Source organism: Micromonospora sp. CNZ296, assembly GCF_007827635.1.
Map to the genome: position 1 here is coordinate 234,280 of NZ_VISW01000011.1, position 22,028 is coordinate 256,307.

A 22,028-nucleotide genomic window follows, 5' to 3' on the forward strand; every position below is an offset into this window, starting at 1 on the left:
ACCCGCTGGAGAGCACACACCGCGCACATCATCGAAGATCAACGGTGTTCCGTCCGTAGGGCCCACAGTCGGGGTCCGGGATGACCTGCTGGCGGCGGCTGGAGGAGTGGAACCGGGCCGGGGTGTGGCAGCGACTGCACGAGGTGCTGCTGGCCGAGCTCCAGGCCGCCGGGAAGCTGGACTGGTCCCCGCGCCGTGATCGACCCCTCGCATGTGCGGGCCGCCAGACGCGGCCCAAAAGCGGCCCGAGCCCGGTCGACCGCGCCCGCCCAGGATCGAAGCACCACATCCTGACCGAGGGCGCCGGCATCCCCCTCGCGGTGTCACTGACCGGCGGCAACCGCCACGACGTCACCCAACTGCTGCCGCTGATCGACAAGATCCGGCCCGTGCGTGGCGGCGTGGCCGGCCGGCCCCGCCAGCGCCCCGACCAGCTGTTCGCCGACCGCGCCTACGACCACGACAAGTACCGCAAGGCGGTACGAGGCAAGGGCATCCGCCCGCGCATCGCCCGCCGCGGTCAACCCCACGGCTCCGGTCTCGGCGCCTTCCGCTGGGTGGTCGAGCGCACCGTCGCCTGGTACCACGGCATGAAACGGCTACGCATCCGCTGGGAACGCCGCGACGACATTCACGAAGCCTTCCTCGGCCTGGCCACCTGCATCATCACGTACCGACATGTCGTACCACTTTATTAGGACCTCTTAGAGCCGGTCTGCTATCGCTCCCGAGGTGACTCCCCTTGTGTCGAAGAATCGTTTGGCAATCCCAGCAAGATGGTCGGCGTCGTACTCTCGGTGGTTCTGCACGAGGATCACAAGGTCGGCTGAGGCGATTGCGCCCTCAAGGTCATCTATTTTCGGGAAGTCGACTCCCGCCGCCGTCCAATGCTCGACGTGCGGGTCGTGGTAGCTGATCTTCGCGCCCAGAGCGGCGAGCCGGCGCGCCAGCGGCACCGCTGGAGACTCGCGCTGGTCGGCGATGTTGGGCTTGTATGTCACACCGAGCAGCAGAATGATTGCACCGTTGATGGCCAACCCGGCACCATTGAGGATGTTCTGCGCCCGGCTCGCGACGTACGTCGGCATAGTGGCGTTGATTTCCTGCGCCAGTTCGACGAACCGGAACGGGTACCCGAGCTTTGCCCGCACCTTGTGGCTCAGATAGTTCGGGTCGATCGGGATGCAGTGGCCGCCTACGCCGGGACCTGGGTAGAACGCCTGGAAACCGAACGGTTTGCTCGCGGCGGCGTGTATGGCGTCCCACAAATCGATGTCGAGTTCGTGGCAGAATCTGGCCATCTCGTTGACCAAGGCGATGTTGATATGCCGGTACGTGTTTTCGAGCAGTTTCGCCGTCTCGGCTTCCCGGGTTCCCTTGGTTCGGACGACCGTGTGGATGAACCGGCCGTAGAACGCCACTGCCCGCTCGGTGCTCTGTGTAGTGTCACCTCCGACCACCTTCGGCGTGTTGTGGGTGCCGAAACGCTCGTTTCCCGGGTCGATGCGCTCAGGGGAAAAGGCGAGGAAGAAGTCCACGCCTGCGACGAGACCGGACTGTTCGAGGATGGGGCGGACGATCTCGTCGGTTGTCCCGGGATAGGTCGTTGATTCGAGCACGACTAGCATGCCGGGACGCAGGTTACGAGCCACTGTGTGGGCTGCGGCCTTGACCGCTCCCAGATCGGGGCCGCCGTCCTTGGACAGCGGTGTCGGCACGCAGATGACGACCGTTGCCGCGGTGGCGATCTCCGCATGAGCAGTCGTGGCGCGGAACCCGGATCGGACCATTTCGGAGACGTCGGCGTCCGAAAGATCATCCACGTGTGAGACGCCGCCGTTGAGAGCCTCGACGACCGTCGAGCTGACGTCGAAGCCGAGCACGGACATGCCGGCCCTCAACGCCTGCTGAGCCAGCGGCAGTCCAACGTAACCGAGTCCAAGCACCACAAGATCGACAGACACGTGCCCGCTCCTTTCACACCCCGTGCGGAACGTCGTCAGCCGGTTGATGCTATGCGGCGATGGTGGCCCCGAGAAGATGTACTGCCAACCTGATGTTTCCTTGAGATGTCGACACCCGGTCGTCCCGCGACCTGTGGCAGGGTAGCTGGCTTCCCCCTGATATCGGAACACCCTGGAACTGGACGTTCGTCCAGAGGGAGGGCGCTTGGCTCCGGATGAGCCACGAGACGCTGCGGAACTGATTGCGCGCCGAGGAACCACGATCCCGGATCCGGCCGCTCCACCGGCACCGGATCGGCCTCACTCTGCTGTGGACGCAACCCACGACCTGTCCGGGTAGCTGCGTAAGGGACGGGACGATCCGGTGTATCGGCGGAGCCAGCGGCTCGCGAAAACTCCGCAAGGGCAGTCTGAACCGCCCCGGGTTTGGTAGCGGCTAGATGGGTTGGGTTTCCGGCTGGGTCTGCCGGTGTTCGGTGGGATCGTAGAGGGCTTCGAAGGCGGCTGGTGGTAGGTCCGCGGCTCCGCTGTGCGGGCGGCGGTGGTTGTACCAGTCGACGTACTCCAGGGTGGCGATCTCGACGTGGTCACACGTCCGCCACGGCCCGTGCAGTTTGATCAGTTCGGTCTTGAACAGGCCGATCGTGGATTCGGCCAGAGCGTTGTCGTAGGTGTCGCCGACGGATCCGACGGACGGGTCGACGCCGGCGGCGGCGAGACGTTCGGTGAACGCGATGGAGGTGTACTGGCTGCCCGCGTCATTGTGGTGCACCAGCCCGGCCAGATCCGTGGCGCCCTGACGGCCGCGGGCCCAGATCGCCATTTCCAGCGCGTCCAGCACGAGGCTGGTCTTCATCGTGGTGGCGGCCCGCCAGCCGATGATGCGGCGGGAGTAGGCGTCGATGACGAACGCGACGTAGACCATCCCGGACCAAGTAGGCACGTAGGTGAAGTCGGCGACCCACAGCCGGTTCGGCGCTTCGGTGGTGAACCGGCGTTGCACCAGGTCCGCCGGCCGGGCGGCGTGTTCGTCGGCGATCGTGGTGCGTCGGGTCTTGCCCCGCACCACCCCGCGCAGGCGGAGCTGCCGCATGAGCCGCTCGACGGTGCACCGGGCCACCGGCACCCCTTCACGGTTCAAGCTCAGCCACACCTTCCGAGCCCCGTAGACGCCGTAGTTCGCCGCGTGCACCCGCCGAATCTCCTGCCCAAGCCAGGCGTCGCGGCGCGTGCGGGTGGAGGGTGTGCGCCGGGAGGCGGCCCGGTAGGTGCTGGCGGCGATCTGCCAGCCGTGCTCCGCAAGACCCGGCAGATCGGCTCGACGCCGAACACCTGCTTGTGCTCGTCGATGAACCTCACGAGCGCGGCTGTGGCCGGTCGAGCTCGGCGATGCTCCTATGTCAAGCCGCCGCGGTCATCGCGGTTCTCACCCTGGTAGGAGGCAATGTCGTGACGGTTCTGGTGGGCTGGGAGGTGCCGCGTTCGTCGGCGTTGAGGGCGGTGAAGACCCGGTCGGACAGCCGGCGGCGCAGTAGCCGGAGCGCTTCGGTGCGGGTGTTGCCGACGGCGAGTTGCTTGTCGACGTAGTCCTTACCAGGGCCGACGCCGCGGGCCTGGGTGACGGCGATCATGTGCAGGGCGGTGTTGACGACCCGGTTGCCGCCCCGGTTGAGCCGCACGCGCACGGTGTTACCTGACCAGACGGGGATAGGGGCGGTGCCGTTGAATCGGGCGTAGGCGTGCTTCGAGCGGAATCGGGCCGCGCCGGCGGTCTCGCCCAGGATCATGGCCGCGCCGAGGACACCGCAGCCTGGGACGGCGAGCAGGCTGGGCGCCAGGACGCGGACCAGGTCGCGTAGTTCCCGCTCCAAGCCGTTGATCTGCATCGTCAGCTCGCGGCATCGCACGAGGAGGTCCCGGGCGATCCGAGCGACCGTGCCTTCGGCATCGGAGAGCCGGTCGGTGAGTTCGTCGATGACGCAGTAGCGGCGCAGGCCTCGGGACGGGATCTGCAGGCCCGGGTCGAGTTCGTGTAGATGCCACCGCAGGCGGTTGACCAGCTTGGTCCGCTCCGCGACCAGGTCCCTGCGGTGATCCGACAGGAGCTTGACCTGCCGGGCCGGGCCGTCCAGTTGCGCCACCGGCAGGTCCGGTTCACGCAGCGCCGCATGCGCCACCGCCAAGGCGTCGATCGGGTCGGACTTACCCGCTTGCCGAGAGCTCCGACGCGCCGCGGCCATCAGCCGGGTTGGCACCCGCACCACCTGGTGCCCGGCGCGCAGGAGATCGCCCTCCAGGCGGCGGGTCAGGTGCCGGCAGTCCTCCAGCGCGAACCGGACCTGCGGCCATTGCGCCGCCCACTGCACCGCCTGCAGATGCCCATCGCTGGTCGTTCCGACCGTCCGCTCGCCGAGCTTGCGGCCCAACTCATCCACCGCCACCAGCGTGTGGCTGCGCTTATGCGCATCGACCCCGATCACGACCATATCGCCTCCCCTTGCCCGACCAGCTGGAACCTTCAGCCGGGCGGCGGGGGCACGCCTTCATCGAGCATCGGCACGCACCTATCAAGCCACACCGCGCCCGGCGCAGGTGTCCGACAGGGCCGCACATCGCACGAGAAGCCACCAAACCAGGATGCCGGGGCAGCAAAGAAACGAGCGAACCCCGCCGGACGACGATCAGGCTGGCATGAACGCGAAGAAAGCCGACGCCGCCTTCAGAATCTCGTTCGCCCGACGCAGTTCCGCGTTCTCCCGGCGCAGCCGCTTCAACTCCGCCGACTCGTCCGTGCTCACCCCGGCCCGCTGGCCGGCGTCGACCTCGGCCTGGCGCACCCACTTACGCAGCGTCTCCGCGGTGCCGATGCCCAGCTTGTGCGCCACCGCGCCGATCGCCGCGTACTCCGACTCATAGTTCGGCCGCACCTCAGCGACCATCCGCACCGCTCGCTCACGCAACTCACGGGGATAAGGGGAAGGGCGTGACATGGCTCGATCCTCCACAAGAGGTCGGGCCGCTACCAAACCCGGGGCGGTTCAGTCAGCGCCATGACGTGTGAGCCTGGCTGTCGAGGGCATGGATGGCGGGATTTCGCACCCGCCCCCGATCCGCACGAAGATCTTGGCCGCACCGGGGTCCCGAGGCCGGGGCCGGTCGCGCTAATACCGCTCCCATTCGGCGCTCAGCCCCATCAACGTCGAGGCATCTGGCAGGCCGTGCAGGAACCTGGGGATCTCGGCCGGGTCCAGCCGGTTGGCGCCGTCGAGTGCCGCCAACGCCAGGACGTACAGATAGTTGATGGTGGTCGCCAGGTACATCGAGAGCGCCGGGAGACCTTGCGGTCGGGCCTGGCCACCTGCCTCGCGGTAACGCCGCATGAAGGTGGAGATGGCACCAGCCGCGACGCCCGGATCAGTACCGGTCCAGTTCAGCATGGTGCAGACGAGTTCCCGGTCGCGGTCGGCCGGTCCCGCGTTGTCCCAGTCCACCAGCGTCCGCCGGCCGCTAGCCGTGATCAAGATGTTGGCCGGCTTGACGTCCAGATGGCAGCTGTAACCGGCAGGTGCAGCCGTCGGCACCACCCAACCCGAGAACTCGACCAGGTCCGCCCGGCGGACCCGCAGCGGCTCAGCCCACCGGGATCGGACGGCAGCCAGTCGAGCCAGCAGGGAGTCCCACTCGTCGGCGCTGGGCGTGATCTCGTACCACGGGTCGATGGCCCGATCGGTGCGGTGATCGGTGCCATGCAGGACAGCCAGAATTTCGGCGGCATCGCTCAGGTGGCGAGCGGCCGAACTGATCTGGCTCCCGTCGGCCCATGTGTACAGCCGGCCGTAGGCGACCCCGGGCAGGGCGGACGGTACGACAAAGCCACCATTCCTGGCGGCGATGCTTTGTGGGGCGGCCAGCCCGCGGGCCATCGCCAGTTCGGTGAAGGCCACCTCGGCGGCGACCCTGTCTGGGTCCGGATGGTCGTAGAACATCTTCAGCGCGTACGCGCGACCACCGGAATCGACCCGATACACCCGCCCCATCGAGCCGCGGGCGGCAAACGTGACCCGATCGGCATCGCCGAGCCCGAAGTGGTCACACATGTGGCGGAGGGCGTCGACCTCCGCGACTGTCGCGCGCGGATCCGTAACGCCGATCATGGGCGCTCCACATCAGTTCGGGCGGCATCGGGGGTTCCACGCGGGGCGGCCTGGTATTCCCCACTGCCCGGGAGTTCGCCGCCCGCCCGGAGGCAGCCGGACCTACGAATCACACGGTCTCTGATTCGAAACTTCCCGGCCCACCTGGACCACGTCATTGTGGCTGCGCCGGTCCGCCAGCCCCGCAGCGCACGACCGGCGGTATCAGGACGGACTCAGCGACAGTCGAGCCGCCACGGCAACGTCGATGCGCTGGCACACGCTCTCCGCCGCGACCGCATCCGACCAGGTGGCCAGGCGATCTCGACGACCGGCGATCAGCCCGAGGAAATTGTGGATCTCCTCGACGTACGCTTGCCGAAACCTATCCCGGAAGTCGGCGTAACGCTGTGGCGCCACCATTGACCGGGTCGAGAAGGTGGCCTGCTCACCAATCACCTCGGCGTAGACCTCACATCCGCCACCGCTGGTCCGCTTGCTGACCAAGGAGCAGGCCACTCCACCCGAGTGCCGCAGCGAGGTCAGCAATGTGTCGGCCACCCCGTCGAGATCGACCTGGACGGCGACGACGTCGGCCACCTCGGTCCCGAATGTCCACAGGGCGAGGTCGACGTCATGAATCTGCAGATCGAAGGCGAGGCTTCCACCAGCGACCTGATAGCCGGTGGGGGGCGGAGCACCATCCAGGCTGGTGTACGTGGCCAGGGTGATCCGCTCGGTCCCGGACCGCACCAGGTCACGTAACGCCAGGTACTCCGGAGCGAACCGCCGCTGGAACCCGATCCGTAGAGCCACCCCGCGCTTCTCGGCCTCCTCGCCGAGCGCCTGGCTCGCCACCGGATCGGCGCTACACGGCTTCTCCAGCAGGATCGGGACGCGGTGCCGAAACAGGGCCCGGACAGACTCCTCATGATTGTCCGTCGGCGTACAGACGACCGCCCCGTCGAGCGCGCCCGGCTCCAGCGCGTCCAAACCGGCAACGGTCGGTAGCCCGAGCCGGTCCGCGACGGCGCGGGCCCGCATCGAATCGGGCTCCACGACGACGACCCGGGCCCGCGCAGCTGCCAGATTTCGCGCGTGCACCTCACCGATTCGCCCACCACCGACCACGGCGATTCGCGGCGCGACCATCAGCCGACCTCGCCATCGCTGGTGGACTCCGGATTCGACATGCCGCCGAGGCGGTACCGCAGCGAGGCCCTCCCGGTGCACCGCACCGGCACGCCGGCCTCCAGCAGCTGCTCGAGAATGATGTCGTCCTCGCCGAGCCGCTCGGCAACCTCTCGCTCGGTACGGGATCGCCCGAATCGCAGCTGGGACAGCAGCACCCGGTCGAACAGCCACTCGCCCATGTCCACCATGCCGGCGTCGACACGGTCGCGGACCACACTGTCACCCGGCTTCATCACTCCCGCGGCTTCCATCGCGGCGAGCCGTTCGTCAGCTGCCGGCCCGGCCGGCAACCACGGGAACGCGCGTACCGGCGCATCCTTGCCGTCCTCGCCCACCAGGCGCCGCCAGGAGTGCACCGCCGGGAAGCCCGATCGCGCCGCAGCCAGCAGCATTGCCAAGTGGTCGGCGTCCCATACGTTGTCGTCGTCGAGAAACGCCACGAAATCGCCGGTAGCGCGGCCGGCCGCCAGCTGCCGCAGCGCGGAGATGCGCTCGAAGGGCTGCGCCGGAAGGACGCCGCCGCGTGCGCGCAACTCCGCGACGGGCAGGCCGCGTACGGCATCGTCGAGCCACGCCGGCCGCTCACCATCGGCCGCGAGGTCAAGCCATACGGTGATCCGTACATTCGCGTCGACCCGCTGCGCTCGGACGCTGTCCAGGGCGGCGGTCAGACTAGGCCGAGTACCGCCACTGATCACCACTACGTCAACGGTCGGGCGGGCCTGGACCGGTCGAGCCGACACCGGTCGTCCGATCATCGCGTCGGCCAGCCGGTCAATGTTGTCGAGCCCGGCCAGAAACGCGTGGTGCGGGACGACCACGTGCCGCTCGTGCCAGCGGCGGGCCACCGGGGTGGGCGGTGCGTGGTGGGCGATCCGCTCGTACTGCTTGACCGAGAAGGGTCGGAACAGCGGGCCTTCGGGCACCGGCGGATACACCGTGTCCAGCGACAGCCCCGCGTCGGTGACCACCTGCTCGATGAAGGTCTGGCGGTCGCCCCGCGCGTCGGGGACCTCCACCGCCATGCCGTAGAAATTCCCGGTCTTCAGCGCGCTGGCGGCGGCAAACACCCGCCAGCCGGCGTCGGACATCCGATCGACGAACCGGTGCGCGGCGTCGCTTCGGCGGGCAGCCTGGTCATCGAAGCGCTCGAGCTGGTCCAGCAGGAGAGCGGCTGATGCCTCTGACAACGCGTGGTTCGCGCCGTGCATCAGCAGTGCCGGTTCAAGCTCGTTGGTGGCGGTCCGCGCGGTCACCGCCGCCCGGCGCCGGGAATCCATCACCAGGGACTCCATCCGGGCGGCCAGCTCCGGGTCGTCGGTCAGTACGACGCCACCCTCGCCGCAGGCCAAGATCTTGGTGGCCTGCAGGCTCATGATGCTGATGTCGCCCAACGTCCCCACCCGACGACCGTCGTCGACGGCCGAGAAGTGACTGTGCGAGGCGTCCTCGATAAGGATGGCCGACGGGTACGCCGCGCGCAGCGCCCCGACATCGTAGTGCTGTGCATACAGGTGGATGCCCAGCACCGCGGCGGGCGAGACGTCCGGGGCCGCGCCGATCAGGCAGGGCGAGTCCGCCGTGCCGTCGAAGAAGGCAGGCATCGCGCCTACCCGCATGACTGCCGTGGCACAGCTGACCCACGTCGTCGCCGGCATCAGGACCGTATCGCCGGGCCCGATGCCGGCCGCCTGCAACGCGACCACGATCGCGCTGGAGCCGCTGGTGGTGAGGATCGCATGGCGGCGCCCCACGGTGTCGGCGATTCGCTCGGCGGCGGCCACGTTGCGCGACCGCCATCGACTGCGGGCGCCGCTGACCGCGAGTCGGCCGCTGAGGAAGGTCGTGCCGACGCGGCGGATGGTCGAGTCGTCGGTCTCCGGCCAGCGGGGCCAATCTTCCACCGTCACGTACCCACCCTCTCCGGTAATGCCCATGCCTCGATAGTGCTGGCTCATCTACAGAGTCGTCCGGTGCACTTCGAACGCCTCCGCGTAGTGCACCCCGATCTCAGCCCCACGCAGGCAGGCCAGTCCACGCACGGCCTCCTCGCTGCGGATGTGCGGTACTGCGCGATGCTGCGTGGCATAGGCCTGCAACGCGGCCAGCTTGGTGTCGAGCTGGTCGGTGATGTCGACGAATGCAGCCGCCCGCGGCAATGGTTCGGCCGACCACTGGATCTTGGTGATCTCGTAGCTGAACACGTGCGGTACCAGCCAGCGGCCAAACTGCCGGGCGATCGGTCGAGCGGCCGCGAAGCCGGCGGCAAACGTGGCGACATGATCCTGGTCGTAATCGTGCCCGCTGGGGAGCAACAGCAGGTCCGGCTCGAACTCGTCGGCGGCGGACTGGATCAGGTCAACCAGCTCGCGCCGCGGCACCGTGTCCAGTCGCTCGCACATGTCCTTGTCTGGGTAGGCTATGGAGTACTCGAAGCCGAGGATGCCGCGTACGGCTTCGATCTCGGCGACCCGCTCGGCGAAGCCGGCGCGACGGTCCAGGCCGGCGTGATGCATTCCATCCACCGACATGAACAGCACGCGCACGGCGGCGTTCTCGTCACGCAGCCGGGCGAGCAGGCCACCGCAGCCCAGCACCTCGTCGTCGGCGTGCGGTGCCAGGACCAGGACCCGTCGGAAGTCAGGCATGACGCACATCCCTACTCTGCCTGCTGCGGGCATACTCGATTGCATCCAGGATCAGGTTGTCCAGTCCGACCCGGGGCTTCCAACCGAGCTCGGTGGCCAGCGTCAGGTCGGGCATCTTGCGGAACGACTCGGCCTCGAAGTAACGCGGGCCGTGAATCGACTGGGAGTCGACAAGCGCGACCTCCGAGGTGCTGCCAGCCAACTCGCGAACCCGATGCGCCAGGCCCATCATGTCGATCTCGTTGCTGGTGCTGCCGATGTTGACGACGCCGACACCAGCGCCAATTGCCGCATCCATGTGGTGCACCACGAACTCAGCGAGGTCGGTCGGCGAGCAGAACGAACGCAGTTGGGTGCCGGAGGCGAAGACGGTGATCGGCTCCCCGGCCAGCGCCTGCCGGATGAAGGTCGGCAGAACGTGACCACCAGCCCCGGACTGGCGTGCGCCGGCCACGTTGAACGGTCGGATCACCAGCACGTCCAGGCCGCGGTAGCGGCTGTTGAGCGCCATCACCTCGGTCAGGGTCTTGCCGACGGCGTACTCGATCCGCGCGTTGTAGTTGGCCGGTACCCGGATGTCGGCGTCCTCGGCCAGGACGCCGCTGTGGCCATATACCTCGGCCGAGCTGAACACGCACAACTTGGCTTTAGCCCGCAGCGACGCCTCGATCACGGCGGAGGTGGAGACGACCAGGTCACGCCCCAAGGTGCCGGCGTGCTCGAGGATCCCGGCCGGGCCCAGTCGCGCCGCGCAGTGGATGACCCGCTCCGCACCCTGGAAGCCGTCCCCGTTGGCGAGGTACTCCTCCACCGGCGCGCGGACCACCGTCACACGCGGATCGTCGTCGAACAGAGAGTCGACGACCGACGACACACCGGAGTCGATGATCCTGACCTCGGTGCCCTCGGCCAGATACGCCTCCACAATGGTCGAGCCGATGAAACCCAGCCCCCCGGTTACCACAACCTCAGGCACAATCTTCCCCGTTCAACCGTCCGTCGGTCGCCAGGCGGCGATCGGATCCACGGGCGCAACGCATGCCGGATCCGCGAACTGAGCGATCGAGGCTACGTTGCGCCGTCATACAGTGCCTCCGCCGTCGCGATGCCGGCCACCCAGTCCGTCATCGCGCGCGTCGAGCCCGGCCCGTAGGCGGGGTCATACCGATCATCCATGATCGACTCGATGCTGACCTCCCGGCGTTCGACCGCCGACCGGTAGGCGGCCTCGATTGCGGCAACCACGTAGAGGTTGTCGGTGATCGAGCACCAGGGCGCCACACCCTCGGCCAGGGCGTCCTGGAAGTGCCGCATCGACAAGCCGAAGCCCATGGGAAACCAGTCACCGCTGATCATGCGCGGCCGCGTAATGCGATCGATGTTGCGGCGACTGTCCGAGCGCCGGGTCGATACCACCAGATCGCCGTCGGGCCGACAATCGACACCGCCGTCCGGTCCCTGGACCCAGATGAACTCCGAGCCGTGACTCACCTGGTGCGCGCCGTAGTAGGTGCCCGACAGGATGACCAGCGCCTGCATGCCGTTGGCGTACTTCAGGGCCAGGTGTCCGTAACCGTCGTTGCCGGTGACACCCGGCTGGCCGGGCTCGTGACCGATGAGGGCGTAGACGGTCTCCGGCGGCCCCAGCAGGTGGTGGGCGAGCGCCAGGTGGTGCACCCCCACCGCAGCGGTCCACCACCGGGTGTACCGGCCGTACCAGGGATGGCGGTCCGTGTCGAACTTCGCTTCCGTCCGGATCTGCGCGTACGACGGAGTACCAATCAACCGCTCGACGCATACCAGGTGCTGCAGGCCAAGGAGGTTCGGCGCGAAGCACATGTTCTGGTTGACCATCACCGGCACTCCGAACCGCTCCGCCAGAACGGCGATCTGTTCGGCCTCTGGATAGGACACCGCCAGCGGCTTCTGCACCAACGCCGGCTTTCCGGCTTTCAGCACGGCCTCCAGCAGCTCGGTCCGGAGCCCCTGCTGATGCGGCGCGGCCACGTCCACCACGCCGACCGCGGGGTCGGCAAGCAGGGCGGACAGCTGGTCGTACGCGGCCGCGTCGGGGCGCTCCTCGCGAAAACCGGCCAGCGCGGCGGTGGCGATGTCGTAACCAGCGACTACCGAAAGGCCGAGGGCGTCATAACCTTCACGATGAGTGGCTGCGATGCCACCCACGCCGACCTGCCCGATTCCCAGGCTTTGCATGCGTTCCTCTCCGAGCCGGGCCGCGACGCGGTCAACGGATCGCTCTCACGATGGCGGTGCCTGTCCCCAGACCCCGAAGGTCGCTGGCCCCATCGCCCATCAGGAGCTGGAAACCGCAGCGTCGAAGGTGATCGAGGGTTGCCTGAACCCGGTCGTCGCCGTCGCCTGACGAGTGCATCTCCAGCACGATGCGCCGTACCTGGACCAGAGCGCCCGCCTCGGCCAGTTCGGCGATGACACCATGCTCGCCGCCTTCGATGTCGACCTTGAGGAGATCGATCGGCCCCGGTATCAGCTCAGACAGCCGGCGCGCCGGAACGTCGACCGCCTCCGGTCCGCCGCGGTGCGCCTCGACGCTGGTGGTCAGCCGACCCGGCTTGGCCGCTCGACGGTACAACGCGACCGAACCACCACGGCCATGGGCAGCCAGGTGGTGGGTGGTCAGGTGGGTGGCCACGACGTTGCGGCGCAGATTGCGGTCCAGCAGTGCGAACACGTCCGGGTCCGCCTCAATGGCGGTAATCGACGCCCGCGGATAGCGGCGACGGAAGTAGAGCGACGCCAGGCCGATGTTGGCTCCCACGTCGACGATCGTGGGGCGGTCGCCCAGATCGCCCATCTCGTAGCAGCCGTCGACGAAGATCTCACGAACCAGGTAGCTCAACGTGTCGAGATTGAACGTCTCCACATCGGCCCCAGCCACCGTGGCCCATACGGGCGCCGACCGGTAGGGCTCGCCCCGACGCAGCCGCCGTCGCAACCACAGAGAGGCCAGGTCAGTACGCGCCCGACGCGACAGTCGTTGCGGCGTCCAGCCCGTAACCATGTCACCCCCGTAGTGCCGACGATCATGCGGCATCGGGCCACCCTACACACATCGTCGAGAGTTGACTATCCCGTGATTCGGGGTCCTTCGCAGCCGGGCCTGATGTGGCATATTGCTGCCCGATGGACGTGCGAATAGTGGCGGAACCGCATCAGGGCGCGACGTACGCGGACGTGCTGCGGGCGGCCCGGGCTGTCGAAGACGGCGGCTTCGGTGGGTTCTTCGTGGCAGATCACCTGATGGCCTTCGGGGACGGCGACGGCGAGCCCGGCCCGGTCGAAGCCTGGGTCACGCTGGCCGGCCTTGCCCGGGAGACCGACCGGATCCGGCTCGGCACGCTGTTGAGCGCCGCGACCTTCCGGCATCCGAGCGTGCTGGCCGTCCAGGTCGCTCAGGTCGACCGCATGTCCGGCGGTCGGGTGGAACTCGGGCTCGGCGCGGGGTGGTGGGCCGATGAGCATCGGGCGTTCGGGATCGGCCTCCCCGCGCCTTCCACGCGACTGGACCGGCTCTGCGAACAACTCGAAGTGATCACGCGGCTGTGGTCGTGCCGGATCGGCGAGCGGGTCACCTTCACCGGCCGCCACTACCAGCTGGTCGAGTGCCGCGGATTGCCCAAGCCGCAGCAGGACCGCCTACCGGTCATCGTCGGCGGCCTCGGTCCGCGACGAACTCCGGCGTTGGCCGCCCGGTATGCGTCCGAGTTCAACGTGCCGTACGCGACCGCCGCTGAGATGACCGACCAGTTCGCCCGGTTACGGCGCGCCTGCGAGGCGATCGGCCGTGATCCGGGCGAGCTGGTCTACTCGGCTGCGGTGGCAGTCGCGTGCGGACGGACCGAGCAGGAGTTCGCCGCCCGGGCATCGGCCGGCGGCTCGACACCGCAACGGTATCGGGAGCGCAAAGCCGGCGGCCGTCCGGACGAGGTGGTGAGGCGCGTCCGCGAGTACGCAGCGGCCGGCTGCGAGCGGATCTACCTTCAGCTTCCGGATGTCCACGATATCGACCACATCCGTCTACTGGCCGATGAGGTGTTACCGGAACTGCGTAGCGGCTCGACGGCACCGGCGGAGGTCTGACGGGCCGGTGCGCCCGGTCGCGAGCCGCTATCGTGCCAGATGTTCGGCAGGCCGGCGCTGGTCGATGGGGGCGGAAGTGCGTACAGGCGATGGTTCCAGTGTTTCAGCCGGATGGCGGCTGCCCGACCCGGAGTGGTTTCGCACCGAGCAGCCGTACGACGGATCGCTGCTCCTCGCCGAGCTGCTGGATCGCGCGGCCGCGCGGTTTCCGGACCGTCCGGCCCTGGTGGACGGCACGGGTGTCGCCTACACCCATGCCGCTCTGCGGACCGCGTCGGCTCAGGTGGCGGCCCACCTGAGCCGACGCGGCGTCGGGCCGGGGGAGTACGTCGGCTTCCTCTGCGGGCACCACACGGCCGGGATCCGAGGGCTGCTCGGCATCAACCGATCCGGCGCCGCGTACGTGCCGATCGACCCCCGATGGCCCCTGCCCCGGATAGCCGACGCGCTGAATCAGGCCGGTTGCCGGCATCTGGTGGTGGATCGCGCCCACGCCGGCCGCGTGCCGGGGCTGATCGAACTGGCGCCCGCCCTGACCGACATCCACCTGGTCGACGGCGATCCACCCGATCTCGAGCGGATGCTCGATGCCGACGCGGTGGAGGACCTATGGGACACAGTGGCCGAGCAGCCGGAACCGCATCGCGCGGCCGGCTTCGGCCTCCGTGACGACACCGATCCTACGGCGGACATCGCCCGCGCCGACGCCTACCAGTGTCACGTGGTCGGCCTGGCCGCGCCGTTCGTCAACCCGGGGACACGCGTACTGGAAATCGGCTGTGGATCCGGGCTGATTCTGACCGAGCTCGCCGGATCGGCGGGCCACTACGTCGCCGTCGATCCATCCCGGGTCGCCCTGGCCCGCATCCGAGCCTGGGCTGACGGGACCGGAGCGTCCGTCGAACTCGTCCACGGCTTCGCGCACCAGGTCAGCGAGCTGGTTGACGGTCCCTTCGATCTGATCGTGCTGGCCAGCACGATCCAGTTCTTTCCCGGTACGCGGTATCTGACGGACGTCATGGACCAGTGCCGTCGACTGCTCGCCCCGGGCGGGCACCTCGTAGTCGCCGACGTCGTTGATCCGGTGTACGCCGACCGGCCCGAGCTACTGGCCGTTCCTCGGCGGTACTTCACTGGGCGCCATGCCGATCACGGCGGTGTCACGATCGTCGACCGAGCCGACACGCCGCTGCGCGACGACCCTTATTTGGGTCGCCGCTACGACGTGGTGCTCGGCCCGGGCGGCGCCGAGCCCGGGGTGGTCCGGCCTCAGCTGTGGGGCGCTCGGGACATGACGGCGGTCGAACCCCTTCCGGCCGCGGTCGGCCAGCCATCCGACCTGGCATACTGCATCTTCACGTCAGGCTCCACCGGCCATCCGAAGGGTGTCATGGTCACCCAGCGCTCGGTGGTCCATCTGATCGACTGGGTCAACCGGACCTTCGGCGTGACGGAGCAGGACATCCTGCTGTTCGTCACCTCGTTCGCGTTCGACCTCTCGGTGTACGACGTCTTCGGCACGCTCGCTGCCGGCGCAGCCGTCCGCCTGGTGGCGGACGATGAGCTAGCCGATCCCGACGCACTGCTCGACGCGATCGAGGCCGGCGGGGTGACGTTCTGGGACTCTGCGCCGGCCGCCATGGCTGTGCTGTTGTCGGCGGCGACGGCACGCGCGGCGGCCGGCGATGCCGGGCCGATCGAGTCACTACGGCGGGTCTTCCTCAGCGGCGACTGGGTTCCCCTGGCCATGCCGGGCACGATCCGGGAGTTCTTCCCCCGGGCTGAGGTGATCGCGCTGGGCGGCGCCACCGAGGCGACCGTCTGGTCGAACGCGTTCGTGGTCGACACGGTCGAGGACCACTGGCGCAGCGTCCCGTACGGCCGGCCGATGCAGAACGCGAGGTACCACATTCTCGATGCCGATCGGCAGCCCTGCCCCGTCAACGAGGCCGGAGACCTGTACATAGCTGGTATCTGTGTGGCCGAGGGCTACCTCGGCGATCCGGAGCTGACCGCACGGAAGTTCCTGCCGGACCCGTTCGGTGGTGGCGCTGCCCGGATGTACTGGACAGGCGACCGCGCCCGATGGCGGCCCGACGGCAACATCGAGTTCCTCGGGCGACTCGACGACCAGGTGAAGATCCGGGGATACCGGATCGAGCTCGGCGACGTCCAAGCCGCGATGTCGGCCCACCCGCTGGTGGACGAGGCTGTCGCGGTAGCCGATGACACCTGCGGGCACAGACGGCTGGTGGCATTCTACACCAGCCGCCGCGGCCAGCTTGATGTCGAGGCGATGCGGGTCCACCTGAGCCGGCTGCTGCCCGAGTACATGGTGCCGGAGGTGCTGCGAACCGTGGACGATCTACCGGTCACGGCCAACGGCAAGGTTGACCGGTTGGAGCTGCTACGGCTGACCGCAGCAGCTCCAACCGGCGGACGTTAGCGGTCCGCGCTGCCGGGCCGGTCGGCCAGGTGCGCACCCAGCCGTCGCGACAACGCCAGGGTCGTCAGGGTCGGGTTGGCCGCCCCCATCCGCGGGAACGTCGTCGGCCCGGCAGCGTACAGGTTGGCCACAGCGACGAACTGCTGGTCGCTGTCGAGCGTGTCGCCGATACGCACGAGGCAACCCTCGTGCTGGAGCGTCCCCAGTGTGCCCTTGCCGGTGTACGGGGTGCCGGGCGGTACGTCGGACGACGGTGACGCGGCGCCGTACTCCGCGAACTCAAGCCGGTGAGGCTTGAGGTCGTACAGGTGACGGACCGCTTCCCAGATCCGCTCGAGCTCTTCCTGTTGGGCTCGGAGCACGTCGCGATCTCGCGGACCGATCTCGGCCCGCACCCGCCATTGGTCACCGGCCTCGCCGGGCACCCGGATCAGCCCGTTGGCGCCCGGCTCCTGCTCACCCAGCGTGGTCACCGTGACACGCCACCGCCCGTCCTCGGTCGGTTCCACCTCGAGAAAGAAGTTCGACCGAGCCGATCCGTCGCCGACCGCGGTGAAGCTCCCCAACCGCAGTGGGCTGTCGGGTGCCGCGCCGGGCTCGACCTCGACCGCGAAGCCCTGAGCCAGGTGGTCGCTCAGCCCGAACAGGTGGGCCGGCGCCGAGGGCTCGGCCTGCTGGATCGCGTCGATGGCGAGTCGACCGCTGTCCACCGTGCCCGCGCAGAGCACCACCGCGTCGGCCGTGATGTCGTGGATCTCGCCGGTGTCGGCGCGGCGTACCCGTACCCCGGTCGCCCTGCCGCCGCCGACGACGACTGACTCGACCTCGGTATCGCAGGCCACCTCGACGCCGCCACGCGCACCCACCGACTCACCGGTCTGCGGATCCCGCCAATGGTCCAGCGGTGAGTAGGCGCACCACCGGTCGTCGGTACCGCGGTAGGCCCGAGGCGCCGGCCCGAACACGTGTCCGCCCAGGGTGATTGTCTCGGGCCCGGCATCGGCCGGGTCGATGTACCCGCGCAGCGGCACGCCCAGATCGTCCGACAGTCGGTCATAGAGAGACCGGCCGCCCCGCCACGACTCGGTGAGGTCGGCCACGATCGACGCTGGCCACGCCGACCCGGCCAGTGCCCAGGGCTCCAGCGGCAGCACCAGGCCGAACCAGTACAGCGATCGCCCGCCGAGGCGAGCGCGAAGTCCCGAGTTCCTGTCGTAGAACGGCGGCGAGTCGGAGGTCCACGACCGCCGGAAGTACTCGTCGGACTCCGGCTGAGAGCTCACCTCGGCAGCCTTTTCCGGGTCGTACGCGTACGACACGTGGCGCGGGTCGGCGGCCGGTCCGGCCTCGAGGACGAGCACGCCGGTCTGGCCGCGCCGCTCCAGCTCGGCGGCGAGCTCCAGCCCCGCCATGCCGCCGCCGACGATCACGATCCGGGCATGAGCGGGCAGCTCGGTGATCAGTAAGTTGGTCACAAACGTCCCCTGTTGTCGGCCAATGGTCGGATCAGCGCAATGATGCGGCGTAGTCGATCGCCCTCAGTCCGCGGGCGAACGGCCCGGTGTCATCGGTCGCCCAGTCCGGGTCGAAGTACGGATAGTTCTCGTCGTTGTACTCGTGGCCGGCTTCCATGAAGGACATGAGGTACGCCCGAACGGCGTCCCGTTCCTGGTCATTGGTAGGTTCAGCCACGTATGACACGCTCCACTGCGTGCGATCCCTGCCGCCGAGACTGGCGTGCCAGAGGTGCACGTCGAAGATGATCACGTCACCCGGCTGGGTCGCGAGGACCTGCCCCGGCCACCAGCGTTCTTCGACCGCTTCGCTGTCCGTTCCGGTCGACCACGGCCACGCCGCCCGGAACGCTGCCAGCTTGTCGAACAGGTCGGGCCAGTGCGAGCCCGGCATCACCTGCAGCGCGCCGGACGGACCGTCGAGGGCGTCGAAGTAGGTCACCACCTTGATGGCCTGAAGGTCCCGACTCAACGAGTCGCTGTGCCAGAACGAGGCGTCGTTGTAGAAGTTCCCCTTGGCGGGCTTAGGTATCACGCCGCCGCCCAGCAGTACCTGCGCGATCTCGACCAGCCGCTCGTCGGCCACCAGGGCACGGCTGACCGGCGTACGAGGACCCATCATGGGCAGGAAGACGCTGTCATCCCCGGTCGCCGGGCGACGATGCGCGGACGGTTCGATGGTGTAGTTCTCGCTCAGGCTCCGGCGTACCTCGGCCTCGAGCTCCGCGTTCAGCTCAGCGGACAGGAAGCCGCGAAGGACCAGAAATCCATAGGTGTGGAAGTAGTCGCGCTGCTGTGCGCTCAGGACACTCACTATTCGACCTCATCCCCATCATTCGGTCCGGACCGCCGTACGGTCACCCCATCGAGCGCGTCGGCAACGGTCGTCGTCAACCAGTCCCGCCCGGTGACCCGGTAGGACCGAACCCCTGCCTTTTCCTGCATCGCGGTGAACTGGAATTCGTGCAACTCACGCCGAAGCCGGACGGTGAACTCCCAGAACGGTCGGTCATGCACCGCCAACGCAGCGGCCAGGTCGGCATCGGGCACCGCTGGCGGTGCCGTGCTGACGTCGGCCAGCAGTATCACCTCCCGGCAGGTTCGCAGCAGCTCGTCCAGCACGCGGCAGAGCGTGCGCTCAGGCAACGACCGCCAGTAGTCGGTGATGATGCCGACTGCGAACTCCTGGTTGGCGTACGGGAGCCTCGCCCCGAGCAGTCGGTGCGTCACGTCGGGCCCGCCGGCCTGTCCCGGAAAGACGACCGCGTGCGGCGTTGCCGTGGTCGCCGGCCAGCCACCTGGATCCCCGAGCAGCAGCGTGCGGCCGTCTGCCGCATCGATGAGGGCCAGCACCTCGGCCAGATCGCCCAGTTTGGCGCAGTCGCCCGAGGTCGCCGGGAGCCGCTGCCCGAATGCGTGCAGGGCCGGGAACAGACCGCGGGCCGGCAGCACCCCAAAGGCACACACCGCCTCCACCTCGAGTTCCGGGTGCAGCGCCAACATGATGTGGTCGTTTCGCCGGTCCCGGATCAGCTCCATGTGCCTCGGCCGATCGTGCGGCTGGTGAAAACAGATGCCGTCGGGCAAGAAGTATGTGGGCAGGCCGATGCGCGCCATCCGGTAGGCCAGCTCCATGTCCTCGACGCCCTTCACCTCGAATGCGGTCTCGAAGCCACCGACATCATGAAACGCCTTGGCCGGTACGCTGGCCGCCGACGTCCAGAAGAACGCCCAGTCCGTCGCGGCCGGCTCGGCCAGCAGGTCGACCAGCGGATCGTGCAACAGCGGATTGCGCTCCACCGCCCGGAAGACCGTCTCGGTGTCCTCGAAGTCCCAGTCCGATCCGAGCAGGACGGGCCACTGCTCGGGCGTCAGTTCCCGGGCCGAGGTGTAGCCACAGTAGGAGGCCGACAAGAGTTGGTGCGCCCGCGCGTGAGCGGCCAGCAGCCCCGGGTGCGCCATACACTCGGCGTCCAGGAAAAGCAGCACTTCATGGCGGGCCCGGGCAGCGCCGATGTTCCGGGCCGCCGGCGCGCCGACGGCGGTGTCGTTGCGGATCACCTGGATCGATGGGCCGCCGGTCAACAGGTCGGCGATGTCTGGCTCCACCGGAACCGCCGACCCGTCGTCGACCACGATCACCTCGAACCAGTCGTTTTCGAGGTGCTGCCGGTGCAGTGACCGCAGCGTGGCCCGCAGCGGCGGGGTCCGGTTATGGTTGGGCACGATGACCGAAATACGGGGAAGCTCCTGCGACATGCCAACTCCTCGGCGCGGGGTCAGGCGTTGACGGTCAGTGGCAGGACCCGTCGGTGCGGTTCATCGGGCCCGACCGTGAAACCTTTGCAACTGGCCTGGTCGAGCATCACCCGATGCTCGGCGTACGGCGGGTACGACTCCTCATCGAAGTCGATGTACCGATTGCGATAACACCACCGGCACTCCTCGAAACGGTTGGACAGGACGCCGCCGCTGTGCTCGGTGCGCAGCCGTTGATAGAGTTCGCCGTTCCAGATCTCCGCGAACGAGTGCGTGGTCAGATCGCCCAGCAGGTACTGCTGGTCGGGCACGCCGATCAGATGATCGCAGAAGCCGACCTGGCCCCGGTAGTTGACGTAGCAGTACATCCACGGATGGGTGCAAGTCTTGTCGGCGTGCTCCATTAACGACCAGGACGGGTCGAGGGCGGTGTTGAGCTGAACGTCGACCTGTTCCGCTTCCGCTACCGCGGCCATCTCGGCCAGCGCGGCGGACATCTCGGCCCGGTGGAACCGCAGGTTGTCAGGGTCGTCGTGTCCGGTGGACAGCGGGTTCAGGTGGACCCGGATGCCCAACCGAGCGGCGTGTCGCACGATGCCGGTCAGTTCCGCGATGGCGGCCGGCTGAACCACGACGTTCAAGTGGATGCCGGCGGTGCCGACGCCGCTGACCGCCGCCTCATCGGCCAGAATCTCCAGGTTCCGCAGGATGACGTTCAGCTTGGCACCCGGTCGGAGAGCGGCGAACGTCTCGGGCTCGGCGGCGTCGAACGAGACCGCGATCAACGATCGCGTACTCACCAACCGACGCCACAGCACCTCGTTCGGCACGGTCAGGTTGGTCACCAGGCGGAGCCGGACACCGTAGTCGAGCGCCTTCTCCACGTAGGCGGGGAAGTCCTTCAGAACCGTGCTTTCGCCCCAGCCGCGGAGGTCGACGATCTCCGCCGTCGGGAACAGCTCGGCCGCGACCGCATCGAACAGCTCCGGACTCATGTTGCGGCTGCGGTCGAACGGGCCGTTGGAGCGACACATCGTGCAGGACAGGTTGCAGTTCTCCGTTAACTCGACGAACAACACCCGGGGAAGGCTCGACAGGACCGCCTGGCGCCGCTCGAACTCGCGGATGTTCAGCTCACGATTGCTGACCCGGGTCTCGCTGTCCATGTGCATTCTGACCAACCTTCGCTACTGACTGGCTGCCCTGCGTCTTGGGCATCGCGGCCACCCGCGGCCCGCGCCCACCAGAAGATTTGGGCCATGCTACCCCCGCCACGGTCGCCATGATGCCCCGACGGAATCGATTTATCTCGATAGATGTGAGCCAGTGTGGACTTCCGCGATCCGGCGTTCATCGCTGAGAGGCGCAGTTGTCGCTCCCAAGAGCATCTGTTATACAAGCAGGGCCTGCGAGCCGGGCGCGGTGACCACGGGGGGAGCGAGGCGGGGGATGCACGAGCGCACCGGCGGGGCGACGGCCGATGTCGAAACGGTCGTCGTGGCGGCCTGGACCGAGCTGCTGGGGCCGGGAAGTGCCGCGCCGGACGCCGACTTCTTCAAGATCGGCGGGGACTCGCTACGTGCGGCCGAACTGATGGCCAAGGTCAGCCGCTCTCTCGGCCACCGGCTACGCTTCCGGTTGATTGCCAACAACCGCACGCTCAGCAGCCTTGTCGCCGCGATTCAGGCTGAGTTGGTCGTGACCGATCAGGCGTAGCGGCCGGCGTGGGGCGGCCGTGGACACCCCGATGC

General features: G+C 68.2%; 17 protein-coding genes and 2 pseudogenes. 4 read left to right on the forward strand and 15 right to left on the reverse strand.

What is annotated here, in order from left to right:
• The first annotated feature begins 80 nt into the window (after positions 1 to 80).
• A complete protein-coding gene (locus FB455_RS19975) occupies positions 81 to 698 on the forward strand; it encodes an IS5 family transposase (RefSeq protein WP_085983661.1) in 618 nt (205 codons plus the stop codon).
• A gap of 6 nt (positions 699 to 704) precedes the next feature.
• Here FB455_RS19975 and FB455_RS19980 read toward each other — a convergent pair whose 3' ends face one another.
• From FB455_RS19980 to FB455_RS20030, 11 genes and pseudogenes are all read right to left on the reverse strand, one after another.
• Positions 705 to 1,964: a nucleotide sugar dehydrogenase gene (locus FB455_RS19980; RefSeq protein WP_013473852.1), complete on the reverse strand. Its 1,260-nt coding sequence runs from the start codon at positions 1,962 to 1,964 to the stop codon at positions 705 to 707.
• A 436-nt stretch (positions 1,965 to 2,400) separates the two neighbouring features.
• A pseudogene (locus FB455_RS19985) lies at positions 2,401 to 3,350 on the reverse strand (IS3 family transposase); the annotation flags it as partial.
• A 14-nt stretch (positions 3,351 to 3,364) separates the two neighbouring features.
• Positions 3,365 to 4,450, reverse strand: a complete 1,086-nt coding sequence (locus FB455_RS19990) for an IS110 family RNA-guided transposase (protein ID WP_013473851.1) — start codon at positions 4,448 to 4,450, stop codon at positions 3,365 to 3,367.
• 216 nt (positions 4,451 to 4,666) lie between these two features.
• A pseudogene (locus tag FB455_RS19995) lies at positions 4,667 to 4,954 on the reverse strand (transposase); the annotation flags it as partial.
• 171 nt (positions 4,955 to 5,125) lie between these two features.
• The gene (locus FB455_RS20000) at positions 5,126 to 6,118 is read right to left on the reverse strand and encodes a phosphotransferase (RefSeq protein ID WP_013473849.1); all 993 of its coding nucleotides are present in this window, start codon (positions 6,116 to 6,118) and stop codon (positions 5,126 to 5,128) included.
• Positions 6,119 to 6,322: 204 nt separating this feature from the next.
• Positions 6,323 to 7,249, reverse strand: coding sequence for a Gfo/Idh/MocA family oxidoreductase (locus tag FB455_RS20005; protein WP_145754550.1), 927 nt, complete (start codon positions 7,247 to 7,249; stop codon positions 6,323 to 6,325).
• On the reverse strand, positions 7,249 to 9,249 hold the full coding sequence (locus FB455_RS20010; protein ID WP_145754553.1) for a DegT/DnrJ/EryC1/StrS family aminotransferase: 2,001 nt from the start codon (positions 9,247 to 9,249) through the stop codon (positions 7,249 to 7,251). The genes FB455_RS20005 and FB455_RS20010 overlap by 1 nt, the downstream gene beginning before the upstream one ends.
• On the reverse strand, positions 9,250 to 9,939 hold the full coding sequence (locus FB455_RS20015; RefSeq protein WP_041784098.1) for a PIG-L deacetylase family protein: 690 nt from the start codon (positions 9,937 to 9,939) through the stop codon (positions 9,250 to 9,252).
• Positions 9,932 to 10,915: an NAD-dependent epimerase/dehydratase family protein gene (locus FB455_RS20020; RefSeq protein WP_013473845.1), complete on the reverse strand. Its 984-nt coding sequence runs from the start codon at positions 10,913 to 10,915 to the stop codon at positions 9,932 to 9,934. Before FB455_RS20020 ends, FB455_RS20015 begins: the two co-directional genes overlap by 8 nt.
• 92 nt (positions 10,916 to 11,007) lie before the next feature.
• Positions 11,008 to 12,153: a Gfo/Idh/MocA family protein gene (locus FB455_RS20025; RefSeq protein WP_145754555.1), complete on the reverse strand. Its 1,146-nt coding sequence runs from the start codon at positions 12,151 to 12,153 to the stop codon at positions 11,008 to 11,010.
• 31 nt (positions 12,154 to 12,184) lie between these two features.
• Positions 12,185 to 13,012: an FkbM family methyltransferase gene (locus FB455_RS20030; protein WP_083816925.1), complete on the reverse strand. Its 828-nt coding sequence runs from the start codon at positions 13,010 to 13,012 to the stop codon at positions 12,185 to 12,187.
• Between the two features lie 89 nt (positions 13,013 to 13,101).
• On the opposite strand from FB455_RS20030, the gene FB455_RS20035 reads away from it, so the two are divergent.
• Positions 13,102 to 14,058 carry an LLM class F420-dependent oxidoreductase gene (locus FB455_RS20035; RefSeq protein ID WP_013473842.1) on the forward strand — a complete coding sequence of 319 codons (957 nt, stop codon included), beginning with the start codon at positions 13,102 to 13,104 and terminating at the stop codon, positions 14,056 to 14,058.
• Positions 14,059 to 14,065: 7 nt separating this feature from the next.
• Positions 14,066 to 16,504: an amino acid adenylation domain-containing protein gene (locus FB455_RS20040; RefSeq protein WP_186461715.1), complete on the forward strand. Its 2,439-nt coding sequence runs from the start codon at positions 14,066 to 14,068 to the stop codon at positions 16,502 to 16,504.
• On the opposite strand, the gene FB455_RS20045 is transcribed toward FB455_RS20040, so the two are convergent.
• Genes FB455_RS20045 through FB455_RS20060 form a run of 4 tightly spaced genes read right to left on the reverse strand, consistent with a single transcriptional unit; the run spans position 16,501 to position 21,443 of the window.
• Positions 16,501 to 17,979, reverse strand: a complete 1,479-nt coding sequence (locus tag FB455_RS20045) for an FAD-dependent oxidoreductase (RefSeq protein WP_013473840.1) — start codon at positions 17,977 to 17,979, stop codon at positions 16,501 to 16,503. The genes FB455_RS20040 and FB455_RS20045 overlap by 4 nt on opposite strands.
• 31 nt (positions 17,980 to 18,010) lie before the next feature.
• The gene (locus FB455_RS20050; protein ID WP_186461716.1) at positions 18,011 to 18,832 is read right to left on the reverse strand and encodes a phytanoyl-CoA dioxygenase family protein; all 822 of its coding nucleotides are present in this window, start codon (positions 18,830 to 18,832) and stop codon (positions 18,011 to 18,013) included.
• Positions 18,832 to 20,277 carry a glycosyltransferase family 2 protein gene (locus FB455_RS20055; RefSeq protein ID WP_013473838.1) on the reverse strand — a complete coding sequence of 482 codons (1,446 nt, stop codon included), beginning with the start codon at positions 20,275 to 20,277 and terminating at the stop codon, positions 18,832 to 18,834. Before FB455_RS20055 ends, FB455_RS20050 begins: the two co-directional genes overlap by 1 nt.
• Positions 20,278 to 20,297: 20 nt before the next feature.
• Positions 20,298 to 21,443 (reverse strand): radical SAM protein, encoded by a 1,146-nt coding sequence (locus FB455_RS20060; RefSeq protein WP_222434140.1) that lies wholly within the window; start codon positions 21,441 to 21,443, stop codon positions 20,298 to 20,300.
• Between the two features lie 283 nt (positions 21,444 to 21,726).
• Here FB455_RS20060 and FB455_RS20065 point away from each other — a divergent pair, with 283 nt between their 5' ends.
• A complete protein-coding gene (locus FB455_RS20065; protein ID WP_041784091.1) occupies positions 21,727 to 21,993 on the forward strand; it encodes an acyl carrier protein in 267 nt (88 codons plus the stop codon).
• Positions 21,994 to 22,028: the final 35 nt, after the last annotated feature.